We start from the raw sequence: 12514 nt of genomic DNA, 5'->3' as shown, positions 1-12514 counted from the left end.
CTCGCCCTCCACCCGGGCCAGCATCGCGCCCAGGCAGAAGTGGATCCCCCGGCCGAGCGACAGATGGGCGCGGGAGTCCCGGCCGGGATCGAAGGTGTCCGGATCGGTGAACACGGCCGGGTCACGGTTCGCGGCGGCGACCCACACCAGGAGCATCTGGTCGGCCGGGATCGTCTCGCCGCCGAGTTCGACCTCGCGGGTGGTGGCCCGGCTCAGCGCGGCGAACGGCGTGAGGTACCGCATCGATTCCTCGATCACCGCCGGGATGCCCGACCGGTCGGCCCGGACCCGGTCCTGCACGTCGCGGAACGCGTCCAGGCAGAGGACGGTGTTGCCGAGCATCATGAAGGTGTTGAGGTGGCCGGCGATCAGCAGGGCGGAGGCGAAATTGACCGTCTGGTCGTCGGTCAGGGGCGACTCGACGAGTTCGGTGAGCAGATCCTCGCGCGGCTTCCGGCGGCGCCGTTCCGCATGCTCGGCCACGTACCCGCGGAACTGCAGCAGGCTGGCCGCGTGCGTCTCCACCTCCCGCTCGCGCTCCTCGCTGTGCTCCAGCTGCGAGGGCTGGTTGTTGCGCTCGAACATCCCGGCCGCCCACTTCTGGAACAGGCCGCGGTCCTCGTGCGGGATGCCGAGCATCTCGCAGACGACGATCGACGGCAGCGGGAACGCCAGCGTCTCGACGAAGTCCATCCGGTCCTGATTCGCCCCGTCGAGCAACTCGTGGGTGAGCGCGGCGATCCGGGGCTGGAGCCGGTACACGACCTTCGGCGCGAAGGCACTGCTGATCAGCTTCCGGAGGATGGTGTGGTCCGGCGGGTCCATCAGGGTGATCATCCCGTCCATGGAGACCTCGCGGTCCCCGATCCGGGGCCGGCGGTGCGGCGGGGTGATCCGGTGGACGTCGGAGGAGAACGTGGCGGGCTCCGCGAGGATCTTCTGCACCTCGGCGTAGCCGTAGACGTGCCAGAGACCCGCCGACTCGTCGTAGCGGACGGGCTTCTCGGGGCGCTCCCCGCGCAGCCAGAACTGTGCCTCGTGCGTTCTCCACATAGCTCGGTGCTCCCTCAGCCTCGGAATTCCAGAATGGTCCATTCGCCGACCGGAATGCGTGACTCCAGCGTCAGGCCGACATCCGCGGCCAGGTCACCGACCTGCGCCGCGGTGCGCTCCTTGCCGCCGAAATAGACCAGCATGCGCAGGTCGTCCGCCGTCACCACGGCCTCGCCGGCGGCGAACTCGTCGATGACGACGACCTTTCCGCGGGCTCCGGCCGCCTCGCCGCACCGGCGCAGGATGGCCCGCACATCGGCATCACCCCAGTTGCTCTGGATCCGGGCCAGGACGTAGCCGCCGGCGCCCGGCGGCAGCGGATCGAAGAAGCTCCCGGCGACCGCGTCCGCCCGGTCGCTCAGCCCGGCGTCGTGGAGGGTGCGCTTCGCGGCTTCGGAGGTACGTTCGACGACTGTTCCGCGGAGCGCGGGGTGCGCGCGCAGCAGCGCCGCGAGCAGCGTGCCGTCGCCGCCGCCGACGTCGACCACGTCGCCCAGCGCCGCCCAGTCGTAGGCCTGTGCGACATCGCGGGCCCGCCGGGTCACCCCGCGAGCGAGCGCGGCGTCGAACTGGGCGCTCCACGATGGATCGGCGTCGAGGTCGTCCCAGAAGGTCCGGCCGTATTGAGCTGTGTAGGCGCTCGCGCCGGTCCGCACGGTATCGAGCATGCGGGTGACCGACAGGTCGGCGCGGCCCAGCGCACTGTCCAGATCCCACCAGGGTGGCGGCTCGGCGAGCAGTTGTTCACCCCGTTCGGTCAGGCTGAACGCGCCGGCCTCGTCCCGGTCGAACAGGCCGGCGGACACCAGGTGAAGCAGCACCCGCTCCAGGGCGTCGGCATCGGCGGCGACGTCATCGGCGAGTTCGCCGGCCAGCCGCCGCCCCGCGGTTATCCGGTGGGCGATGCGGAGCGTGACGGCGACCCGGACGGCCATCGGCGTGATGAGATCGGCCATCTGCTGCAAGGTCATCTCGTACCCCTTCGAGCGATCACCGCACGACCGGCCAGCGAGTGATGCGGGCGGGCATCCACCACAGCCGGGTGCCGATCCGGTGCACCAGACCGGATCTGGTGAACGCCTCGATCTCCTCCGGCCGGAAGTCCGCGGCGGGGGCACCCCTGAGCAGCGACGCCAGCTTCTCCTCGTGCGGATTCCGCATGAGGATGCGCCGCTGCGTCCCGTACCGCAGGTCGACGATTTCGATGAATCCCTCCCCACGCCGGTAGCCGCACTTGTTCATGTGCCAGGAGCGGCGCCACTGATCGAGGACGGCCGCGCCGTCGGGCCCGGCCACCGAGCGCGGCGGGTACAGGTGATCGAACAGCTGCCATCGTCCGGCCTCGCGGCCCAGATCCACCTCCCAGTCGACGGAGATACCGCGACCGGTCAGCTCCCTGATGTGGGTGAGGGCACGGACGTCGCCGTCGCTGTCGTCGTCGTGGCCGATGCCGACCGGGCCGGGGAGGGCGACGTGCAGCCCACCGCGTGCGGCCACCTCGGCCGCCGTCCGCACGGGGTTATCGGCAAACAGCACCTCGCCCAAGTACATGTCGTCCTGCTCGAGGACCTCCGGGTCGCGCCCCCGCCAGCACCGCAGCGCCGACCGGGCGCCGGTGCCGGGCGCCGGCCCCGCGCCGTGCAGCAGCGCCGGCACCAGCGCCTGGGCGTCGTCGCCGGTCACGCACCGCATCAGGTCCTGGTTGGCGCCCTGCGGGGCAACGTGGACGAACTGGTCGGCGTCCTCGAAGACCAGGCCCGCCCGGCGCCAGTCGCGGAGCAGCGCCGACACCTCGTCCGCGGTCACACCGTGGCCACCGGCCACCAGCTTGCTGGTCAGGCCCCGCGGCGAATGCGGCTGGTCCAGCAGCCGGAACGCCGCGACCTGCCACGGTTCCTCGATCCGAAGCGTCCGCCAGGCGAAGCCGCTGCGGGTGTTGCTCAGGATGATGGCGTCGCCCAGGTCACTGTGGGTCAGCTGGCCATGGGCGAACTCCTGCTGCCAGATGTCCACCGCCTTTTCCAGCCGCTTGCCATGCTCCGCCGAGATGCCCCGGTACTCGGTGTCGAAGACGTACGCCATGTCGCGCAGGTCCGCCTCCGGGAGGTCGTAGATCACCCCGTAGTGCGCCGCGGGCCGCAGCTCGGCGAAGCCGAGATCCGGACGGTTGAAGTAGGGACTGAAGCGCTCGATGGCTATCCGGGTCGCCCCATCCGGCGGCTGGAGGTGGTGAAGGGCCGGAAACTGGCTCATCGGATCGTCGTAGTCCGGCTCCGTCTCGCCCGGGAACCCGAACAGGTAGTTCCAGGCGACGCTCAGGCCGACGGTTTCGGCGTCGCGCAGCATGCGGACGTTGTGACAGCCGGACACACCCTTGTCCATGAGCCGCAGAACACGACTGCTGAGATTCTCGATGCCGGGCTGCACATAGTGGACGCCCGCCGCGACGAGCGACGCCAGCTGTTCCGGGCGCATGTTCGACTTGATCTCATAGCTGATCCGGAAGTCGTATCCGCTCGCCGCCAGCTTCGGCACCGCCGACTGCAGATAGTTCATGTCCATGATGTTGTCGGCGACCGCGACGTTGAGTACCTCGTGACGCTTGGCCATCGCGCACATCTCGGCGACGAACTCGTCCGGGCCCTTACTGCGGAATTCCATGAAGGAACCGTTGAGCCCGCAGAACGTGCAGTGGTGCTTCTGCCCCCACCAGCAGCCACGCGAACTCTCGACCACGAGATGGGGCTCGGACCACGATCCGGCGCGCGACGTCGCGTGCTGTGCGAAGTATTCGGTGTAGTCCGGTGTCACCAGCAGTGCGGCCGGCAGGGGCGCCGCGCTCATCGCGTTGGCGTGCGAGGTTCCCGCCGCGTCGCGCCAGCAGAGACCGGGAATGCCGGCGGTCTCCGACCGGTCGGCCAGGCTGCGCAGGAGCCGCGTGAAGGACAGCTCGCCCTCGCCCCGGTTGACGTAGTCGACGAAGGGGAAGCAGCGATGCAGCGCCGCGCCCTGCGGGCCGTCGCAGTTGCCGCCGCCGAGCACCGTCACGACCTGCGGGGCCGCCTGCTTGATCAGTCTGGCGGCGGCGAGCACGGCGCTGTTCTGCGCGAACGTGGTGGAGAATCCGACGACGTCGGGCCCGTCATCGAGCAGGCGGCCCACCAGGTCGGCGACATACTCCGGCGCCAGGGCGTGCAGTTGCCGTCCCATCGCGAGCATGTCCTCGTCGACCGACCCGGCCACCAGGCTCGTGAACGCCTCGTTGCGCCAGTGCCGGTCGCCGTACAGGGCGGATGAGAAGATCCACTCGCTGAAGCCGGTGAAGTAGGACGTCCAGCAGAAATTGTGCTGCTCCGGCGTCACGCCCACCCGTTCGGTGATCCAGTCCAGGAAGTCGAGATTGGCGTGCACGACCTCGACCCGGCTGTCCGGGAATTCGTCCGTGACCCGCCTTTTCAGGATGCCCAGGGCCAGCGACGGGAATTGGATGGAGGCCCATGGCATGTTCACCAATTTCACGTACACCGGGAAACTCCCTCACGCTCGAGACTGACGTTCGGAGTGCGCTCGTCCGCCACGACGCCGAGACCCGCGGCCACCAGCTGGTCGAGCAGCGACCGGCCCTGACCGGTGCCGGCCACCAGGCGCCCGCCATCCCCGGCGGACCGGGACACGTGCTGCCGCGGCAGCCGGTACACCCTTTCCTGGATCGGATCCGCCGCCAGCAGATCCGCGCCGTCCGGGCTCAGCCGTTGCGGCGCGAACCGGGTCCAGGGGTACGGGCGCAGCGCCGCGGTCGCCGGTGGCGCCGATTCGGTGGGCGTGCCGACAGCGACGGAGAGGCGGCCCACGGTGTTCCTCACCCGCTGCAACGCGTCGGTACGCCGCACCCCGCCGATCGCCGCGTGGGGTGTGCCGACCCGGCCGCTCAGATAGTTGAGCTCCCGGTTGTCGGCAAAGGCGCCGGAAGCGTCGAGGACCACGCCGAAGTCCTGTGGGTCCCGGACGAGCCGCGTTCCGGGCTCGGCGATGAGCAACTCGACCACGTCGACACCGAAGCGGCCGCGGTTGTGCTCGAGGAACCGCACCGACGCCTCGTGCTCCTCGTCGGTCTCGTCCAGCAACCCGCCCATGATGGAGAAGTTGATCCGGATGTTCGCGGCTGCCAGGTTGTCCATGATCTGCTGAAAGTCGGCGGCGTCCACGCCCTTGTCGAGCCTGTCGAGCAGCCGCTGGGAAACCCCCTCGAAGCCGATCGCCATCCCGTCGCAGCCCAGCTCGGCCAGCTCTGTGCAGAAGCGAGGGTCGAGCAGTACCGGCTCCAGCCGGTTCCGGGTGTTGAAGTGGACGGCCAGGCCCCGTCCACGGACCAGTCGCATCGCCTGGGCGACCAGCCGCAGATTCGTGTTCTCATCGGTGATGGTGACGAATTCGATGCCCGTGCTCCGGACCGTCTCGCAGATCACGTCCGCGAGCTGGCCGGGCGAGGCCTGCTGATAGGCGCCACGCTCGAGTGACCGGTTCCCATAGGAACAGAAGATGCAGCGGCCCCAGTAACAACCGACGCAGGAAACCACGGAGACGGCGGCGATCTCGGTCAGGTAGGACCGCACCTTGAGCCCGTTGTAGTCCGGCGCGCCCAGATCCTTGAAGTGCAGCGTGGGCGTCGGGCCGGGCCGGGTCACGCCCCGGGCGCCGACCCACCTCATGCCTGGCACGTCCCGGCGGGAGGCCCGCCCCGCGAGGTGCGCGAGCCAGCGGTCGAGCGGCTGTTCGCCGGCCGTGACGCACAGGGCGTCCACCGCGGCCCGCACGGAGGCCATCCCCGCCAGGTCGTCGTGGCGCAGCATGACCTGCTGCCCGCCGAGGCAGATGGGTACGCCGGGGCGCAGCCGGCGGATCCAGAGGGCGATCAGCAGCGCCGGCAGCAACTGGCTGAAGAACGGGACGGAGATGCCGACGGCCCGCGGGACGGACTCGTCGAGGGCCTCCGTCAGCAGGTCGCGCAGCGTCCGGGTGGCGACGTCGAGCGAACCGGCGTCGGCCCGGGAAAGCCGGAGCGCCTCCTGGTCGAGCGCGTCGAAGGCGTCCCAGACGCGCGACAGCGCCGAGTCGTTCAGGACGAGCCGGGCCGACTGCCGGGCCAGGTCGACCGCCCGAGCGGCGCCGAGCGTGCGGGCCGGCTGCTTGCGCAGAACGACATCCCGCAGCTCGTCGTGGAACTGGAGCGCGACATCGGCAACGGCCGCCCGGTACCAGGCCCGCACGTCCGGCGCCTCGTCGAGGCCACGAGCCCGTTGTCTGAGGGCCGGCTCCTCGAGCAGCCGATGAATCATCTCGATGCCGAGGTCGACCTGGTGCGCACTGTGGCCGGCCCGGCGCACATGACCGGCGAGGTACGGCAGACTGAGATACGGAAAGAAGGTCGCTTCCGACATCGGCGGGAGCAGGAGAAGAAGATCCACGCCATCCGCTCCAGCTGAGTAGTGTGCTTTCCGCGCCCCGGCGCCCCCTTAATCGTTCGAGGGCACCGGAGCCTGCGGCAGGATTACTGGTTCCTTGTTCGGACCGGTCAGCGCTCCGCGGAGGGAGCCGACTGCTGTGCGCCCTGACCCTGGGGTGCCCGGTCGGCGTTCTGGGTCAGGTAGTTGTACTTGACGGTGGTGGCGCCGTTGACCTGCGACTCGTTCATCTCCATGACCTGGATTTCACCGAGCGTGTCGTGGCTCTTCATAAAGCCTCCTTATGAAAGATAACCCCGAGTCCGATGTGGACCGGGGACTGCCGCAGATGTCACGGATGAAACCCGAAAGTGTTTCCCTGCAACGCAATAACGTCGGATCCATCCCGTTGTCGACCTTGAAAGCCTGAACCGGGACGGAACTATCCCGGGGCTTTGGTCGCATACCCGAAATTTAGCCAAAGCCCGGCGCGGAGAACAGGACGTCAACCGGCAACTAGCCGGACATTGACCGGTTACCGGCAGGCCATTGGCCGCGTACCCGCATGAATGGATTTGATCTTATGCCCCCGCCATGTGCGCGTAGGGTTCACGTCGAGTCCTGCACGGTCGATGGAGCGAGTGAGATCGTCTTGAGCTTTGACATCAGCCACCCGATGACGTCTCGACGCGCGCAGATCGCGCGGCTTCGGCTGGTGGCGCTGGCCGCGCTCGGCTCCTATGCGCTGCCGGGAGGTCGGCTCACTTTCGTGTCGCATGGGGAGAACACCACGTTCCGGCACGACAGCGCGGCTGGGCGGCACCTCGTGCGTGTGCACCGGCGCCAGCGGCACGGTCGCCACATCGACTCAGCGGCGGCCATCCGCTCAGAGCTCTGCTGGCTTGAGGCGATCAGGGCCGACACCGATCTGTTCGTCCCGGAAGCGCTCGCGGCCCGCGACGGCGCCACGACGGTCGAGGCATCCGCGTCCGGCGAGACCCGAGTCTGCTCGGTGTTGCGTTGGATGGACGGGCGCATCCTCGAGGGATCCGCGCGGCCGGTCCACCTGCGTCGGCTCGGGGCGGCGATGGCTCGCCTGCACGAGCACGCCGACCGGTGGACGCCGCCGCCCGGCTTCGTCCGGATCCGCTGGGACTACGAGACATTCTTCGGCGACGTGATGATCTACGGTGACACCTCAGCTGCCGATTGCTGGGCACTGCTGCCGGCCGAGTTGCGTACCCGCTTCGAGTCGGTGGCGGTGCGGATGGCAGCCTTGCTGCCCCGCGTCGGTGACCAGGGGCTCATCCATGCTGACCTCCACCTCGGTAACGCGGTGTTCCAGCACGGCGATGTCAAGTTGATCGACTTCGACGACTGCGGCACCGGTCCGCGGCTGTATGAGGTCGCCGTCGCCCTGTGGGAGCTGCGCGACGGCCCGGACTACCCGATCTTCCGGGACGCGCTGTTGGCCGGCTATCTGGCACATCGGGACGTCGACGCCACCCGGCTGGACGACTTCATCGCCTTGCGGCAGATCGCCTTCGACCTCTGGTACACCGGCACGGCTCAGGTCAACCCGGCGTTCGCCGCGAAACTCGACGACGTCCACCGGTGGTCGCTGGCGATGCTCGACCTGGTGGAGACCCGCTCGGCAGGAACCTGAACCGAGCCAGGTGATACGCGGCGGCTCAGCTCAGCAGGCCGCGTCCCGCAAGGTTGGCCATGAGCGTGCGGATGCCGAACGTCCACGCGGGCGCAGCCTCAGCGGAGGTCACCTGATTGACCAACGTCCCGAGCGCTGGGCTGGAGATCGCGACGACGTCTCCGTCCTTGTGGGTGAACCCCTCGCCGGGTGCGTCCCGGTCCTCGGTGGGGGCGAACATGGTGCCGGTGAACAGGACGAACCCGTCCGGGTACCGGTGGTGCGGTCCGAAGGCGTGCCGGACCAGGTCCAGCGGATCGCGGCTGATCTGGCCGACGGAGCTGGTGCCCGCCAACGTGAACCCGTCCGTTCCCTCGACACGCAGCGTGATGTCCATCCCGCGGGCATCGTCCACGGTGAAGGAGTCGTCGAACAGTCGCAGGAACGGTCCGATGGCGCAGGAGGCGTTGTTGTCCTTGGCCTCGGTGAGCAGGAGGGCGCTGCGGCCCTCGAAGTCGCGCAGGTTGACGTCGTTTCCGAGGGTCGCGGCGACCGCGGTGCCGGTCGAGGTCACGGCGAGGACGAGCTCCGGCTCCGGGTTGTTCCACCGCGACCGGGCGAGGACTCCGATCTGCGCGCCCAGCCCGACCGCCGAGAGGACCGGCGCCTTGGTGAAGATCTCGGGGTCGGGTCCGATGCCCACCTCGAGGTACTGCGACCACAAACCCTCCGCGATGAGGACCTGTTTGACGGTCGCCGCCTGCTCGGACCCGGGACGGATCTGACTGATCGCGCCGCCCACGACATCGGAGAGTTTCCGGCGGACGTCGGCGGCGCGGGCCGGGTCTCCGGCAGCGCGCTCCTCGATGACTCGCTCCAGCATGCTGCGGACGAAGGTGACGCCGGCCGCCTTGATCACTTGCAGATCCACCGGAGCCAGGAACCGGGGCCCGGCGTCGTCCTGCCGCAGTGTGTTGGCCAGCAGCTGCTTTGTCGACCACTGGGCGCCACCGGGCGCCTCGCGGATGATGTCGAGGGCGTCGGCCCGGTCCAGCAGATGCGACATCGTGGGCTCGACCGCGGACACGTCCACGACGGTGTCACCGCGGACCGCTGCCACACAGGGGCCGACGTCAGGGTCGAACACCCGCGCCGCCAGCGTCGCGCCCTCGTCGGCCGGGACGATGTCCCGGAGACGCCTCGTGAGATCCACGCCGCCCCCTCTCGACTGCCATCATCGGCGACGCCGACTTCCCCGGCAACCACGGCCGGAGGCTCGTGCCCGGGCGCGGGGCCGTAGCCTCGAAGGTATTCGGGGTTGGGACCCGCCGTCTCGACCCCAGCCGGATGGTGACGACCGAGGAGGATGCGGTGAGCGCGCTGGTGATGCAGGGCAAGGACCCGCGTACCGGTGAGGTGGTCGGCGACCCGCTGACCGAGACCTCCCCTGAGGAACTGGACGCTGTGCTCGACGCCGCCGCCCGGACCGCGAGCACGCTGCGGGCGACAAGCCCGGGTGAGCGGGCGGCGTGGCTGCGCGCGGTCGCCGCCGCCGTCGACGCCGCCGCCCCCGAACTGGTCTCGCTGGCCGAGGCCGAGACCGGCCTGCCGCAGCCCCGGCTGACCGGCGAGGTGACGCGGACCACCAACCAGCTCGAGCTGTTCGCCCGGGTGCTCGAGGAGGGCTCGTTCCTGGAGGCCACCATCGATCACGCCGACCCGGCGGCGGTTCCGCCGTACCCTGACCTTCGCCGCGTCCTCGAGCCGCTGGGTACCGTGCTGGTCTTCACCGCCGGCAACTTCCCGTTCGCGTTCAGTGTCGCCGGCGGCGACACCGCGTCGGCGCTGGCGGCCGGCTGTCCCGTGATCGTGAAGTCCCACCCGGGCCACCCCGGTCTGTCGGTGCGGACCGGGCAGATCGTGGCGGATGCGCTGGCGGGCGCCGGAGCGCCGGGCGGCTCATTCGCGGTGGTCCACGGCGTCGATACCGGCGTCGCGGCGATCACCGATCGGCGGGTCCGTGCCTGCAGCTTCACCGGGTCGTTGGCCGGCGGCCGGGCTCTGCACGAGCTCGCCGCGGGCCGGCCCGATCCGATCCCGTTCTACGGCGAGCTGGGCAGCTTGAACCCGGTGCTCGTGACGCGAGCGGCGGTCGCCCGGCGGGGAGCTGAGATCGCCAAGGACTACGTCGCCTCCTTCACCCTCGGCACCGGCCAGTTCTGCACCAAGCCGGGCCTGCTGCTGCTGCCCCGCGGCCATGGCTTGGAGGCAGCGCTCACCGATGCCGCCGATGCCGTCCCGCCGGCGCCCATGCTCGGATCGCGGATCCACCAGTCGTTCGTCTCCGGCGTGGAGGCGCTGGCCGGGCGTACGGACATCCGGCCGCTGCGTGCACCCTCGGTGGTCGACCGTCCCGGGTCCTGGGCCGGCGCAGCCCTGTTCGCAACGACCGCAGCCCAGGTCCTGGCCGCACCGGAACAGCCGCTGGAGGAGTGCTTCGGGCCCGTCTCGCTGGTGGTGGAGTACGACTCGCTCGAACAGGCCGTCGCGATCGTGCGGGGCCTCGGCGGTTCACTGACCGCGACGCTGCACGCCGAGGACGAGGGCGAGGATGAGGACCTGACGGAGACGGTGGCCGCGCTGTCCGACGTTGCCGGTCGATTGGTGTGGAATGGCTGGCCGACCGGGGTCGCCGTCGGCTGGGCCACCCACCACGGCGGTCCTTGGCCGGCGACGACGGACCCGCTGCACACCTCCGTCGGGGCCAGCGCGCTACGCCGTTTCCTCAAACCAGCTGCGTACCAGTCCGTACCCGACCGGCTGCTTCCGGCGGCCTTGCAGGACGACAACCCTCTGCGGCTGCCGCGCCGCGTCGACGGCGTGCTCGTTCCCGGCAAGCCTGAATGATCACGTGCGGGCGCGTGTTCGCCCCTGATGGAGCGGCACCTGGAGCTCTGCCGTGCCCGCGGTGAAGCCGGGTTGAAAGCGCCGCGTGCTCCGATGTGTCCGGAGCGGCGCGACCGCGCCGCCCGGAACGGGGAAACGTCATGACTGTCACGCATCACCCGTCAAGAACCCGGCGGACGGCGGCCGTGCTGGCCCTGGCCGTCGCCCTCTGCGCGGCGTTTTTGGCCGGCAGCCCGGCCGCCCAGGCGGCCACCGCCGATGCACCGCACCTCATCACGACCATCAACGGCGCCCAGATCTGGCACAGCACCGAGCACTACAGTTACAAGTGCCCCGTCGACCGGATCTGCATCTGGACCGGCACCGACTTCACCGGGTACGGCATCTTCTACCCCGACGCCGCCGTCCAGTGCCACGGCTGGCGGTTCGAGGGCAGCGTCTGGCAGGACCACACGTACTCCATCTGGAACCGCACGACCGGACACATCACGATCTGGGACCGGGCCCATGACGGCTCGTACAGATACTCGAAGTACGGCTATCTCCACAACAACTACATCTGGGGCAGCACCCCGTTCAGCTACATCATGGACGGTTGGGTGGACGACCTGAACAACACGTGCACCACGCCGACCTTCGTCCACCACATCACCTGACGACCATGACCACCTCTGAAGTCGCGCGATCGTTCCGATGTTCTGGCGTCAGCCGGTGGTTGATGATGTGGCCGTGTCCGCTCCGCGGACCACCTGAGCAATCTGATCGGTGACACCCGCCCTGGCCGGGTGGCTGCTGGTCAGAAGTAGGCCGAGTACGGTCTGGTCACCGCCGTACATGCGTGCTGTTGCGGTGGCATCGGCACCGTTGGCAAGCAGCAGTTGCGCCACGTCGGCGGCGTTGGCGGGCACCAGCTGGCGGTAGATCTCCACACCATTGGCGGCCAGGTAGTGCAACCCTCGGCCAGGCGCTCGGCGAGAAGGCGCATATGTTCCGTGCCCTCACGTCGCGCGGCGTCCACGCCGAGCAGCCCGTCATACAGGGCGCAGACGGCCGCGACCTCGGGGGCAACATAGACCGTCACCTGTCCACCCTAACCCTGTCAGGTGGTAGACGATCTCGACCACGACGACGCCGGAGGCGAGTAGTTTCATGTCCCAGGATCCGTCAGTATTAGGACTCTCGGGGTCGCCGCCTCGGTGGGACAATGGTGCCGCCGCCGGCCGGCCCGGCGGCCGGGAGGATGTCGGTGGAGTTTGGGATCCTGGGCCCGGTCCAGGTGACGCATGCGGGGTGCGAGCTGGCCCTCGGCGGCCCGCGGCACCGCAAGCTGCTCGCGGTCCTGCTGCTGCACGCCGACGAGGTGGTCCCCGTCGGACAGCTGGTGGACGCCCTGTGGGGCGAGACGCCGCCGCGGAGCGCGCGCGACATGCTGCACGTACGGGTCAGCGAACTGCGCGCCGCGCTCCGC

General features: G+C 69.6%; 11 protein-coding genes. 4 read left to right on the top strand and 7 right to left on the bottom strand.

What is annotated here, in order from left to right; genetic code table 11:
• From AB0M20_RS08445 to AB0M20_RS08425, 5 genes are all read right to left on the bottom strand, one after another.
• Positions 1–1053, bottom strand: a 1053-nt coding sequence (locus AB0M20_RS08445) for a cytochrome P450 (RefSeq protein WP_364295853.1), incomplete at its 3' end; no start/stop codon positions are given.
• Positions 1054–1067: 14 nt separating this feature from the next.
• Complete coding sequence (locus AB0M20_RS08440; RefSeq protein ID WP_364295850.1) at positions 1068–2024, bottom strand: methyltransferase; 957 nt, start codon at positions 2022–2024, stop codon at positions 1068–1070.
• Positions 2025–2043: 19 nt separating this feature from the next.
• On the bottom strand, positions 2044–4578 hold the full coding sequence (locus AB0M20_RS08435) for a RiPP maturation radical SAM C-methyltransferase (protein ID WP_364295847.1): 2535 nt from the start codon (positions 4576–4578) through the stop codon (positions 2044–2046).
• Complete coding sequence (locus AB0M20_RS08430) at positions 4569–6518, bottom strand: radical SAM protein (protein WP_364295844.1); 1950 nt, start codon at positions 6516–6518, stop codon at positions 4569–4571. Before AB0M20_RS08430 ends, AB0M20_RS08435 begins: the two co-directional genes overlap by 10 nt.
• A 107-nt stretch (positions 6519–6625) precedes the next feature.
• On the bottom strand, positions 6626–6787 hold the full coding sequence (locus AB0M20_RS08425; RefSeq protein WP_364295841.1) for a hypothetical protein: 162 nt from the start codon (positions 6785–6787) through the stop codon (positions 6626–6628).
• Positions 6788–7170: 383 nt separating this feature from the next.
• Between AB0M20_RS08425 and AB0M20_RS08420 the strand changes: the two genes are divergently transcribed.
• Positions 7171–8160, top strand: coding sequence for a phosphotransferase (locus AB0M20_RS08420; protein WP_364295838.1), 990 nt, complete (start codon positions 7171–7173; stop codon positions 8158–8160).
• A 25-nt stretch (positions 8161–8185) separates the two neighbouring features.
• Here AB0M20_RS08420 and AB0M20_RS08415 read toward each other — a convergent pair whose 3' ends face one another.
• Positions 8186–9352 carry a fumarylacetoacetate hydrolase family protein gene (locus AB0M20_RS08415; RefSeq protein WP_364295835.1) on the bottom strand — a complete coding sequence of 389 codons (1167 nt, stop codon included), beginning with the start codon at positions 9350–9352 and terminating at the stop codon, positions 8186–8188.
• 134 nt (positions 9353–9486) lie between these two features.
• Between AB0M20_RS08415 and AB0M20_RS08410 the strand changes: the two genes are divergently transcribed.
• Together AB0M20_RS08410 and AB0M20_RS08405 are read left to right on the top strand one after the other, a co-directional pair.
• Positions 9487–11046: an aldehyde dehydrogenase (NADP(+)) gene (locus AB0M20_RS08410; RefSeq protein ID WP_364295832.1), complete on the top strand. Its 1560-nt coding sequence runs from the start codon at positions 9487–9489 to the stop codon at positions 11044–11046.
• Positions 11047–11186: 140 nt separating this feature from the next.
• A complete protein-coding gene (locus tag AB0M20_RS08405; protein WP_364295829.1) occupies positions 11187–11702 on the top strand; it encodes a peptidase inhibitor family I36 protein in 516 nt (171 codons plus the stop codon).
• Positions 11703–11750: 48 nt separating this feature from the next.
• Here AB0M20_RS08405 and AB0M20_RS08400 read toward each other — a convergent pair whose 3' ends face one another.
• On the bottom strand, positions 11751–11999 hold the full coding sequence (locus tag AB0M20_RS08400) for a hypothetical protein (protein ID WP_364295826.1): 249 nt from the start codon (positions 11997–11999) through the stop codon (positions 11751–11753).
• A 293-nt stretch (positions 12000–12292) separates the two neighbouring features.
• On the opposite strand from AB0M20_RS08400, the gene AB0M20_RS08395 reads away from it, so the two are divergent.
• Positions 12293–12514, top strand: a 222-nt coding sequence (locus tag AB0M20_RS08395) for a winged helix-turn-helix domain-containing protein (protein WP_364295823.1), incomplete at its 3' end; no start/stop codon positions are given.

Source organism: Actinoplanes sp. NPDC051633 (assembly GCF_040681735.1).
Taxonomy (GTDB): domain Bacteria; phylum Actinomycetota; class Actinomycetes; order Mycobacteriales; family Micromonosporaceae; genus Actinoplanes.
Note: the sequence above shows the minus strand (reverse complement) of the source record. Positions and strands in the feature narration are given on the sequence as shown.

Excerpts from the sequence above, each read along its gene's own strand:
- AB0M20_RS08440 (WP_364295850.1), bottom strand. The coding sequence starts at position 2,024 with ATGACCTTGCAGCAGATGGCCGATCTCATCACGCCGATGGCCGTCCGG.
- AB0M20_RS08425 (WP_364295841.1), bottom strand. The coding sequence starts at position 6,787 with ATGAAGAGCCACGACACGCTCGGTGAAATCCAGGTCATGGAGATGAAC.
- AB0M20_RS08420 (WP_364295838.1), top strand. The coding sequence starts at position 7,171 with ATGACGTCTCGACGCGCGCAGATCGCGCGGCTTCGGCTGGTGGCGCTG.
- AB0M20_RS08410 (WP_364295832.1), top strand. The coding sequence starts at position 9,487 with ATGGTGACGACCGAGGAGGATGCGGTGAGCGCGCTGGTGATGCAGGGC.
- AB0M20_RS08405 (WP_364295829.1), top strand. The coding sequence starts at position 11,187 with ATGACTGTCACGCATCACCCGTCAAGAACCCGGCGGACGGCGGCCGTG.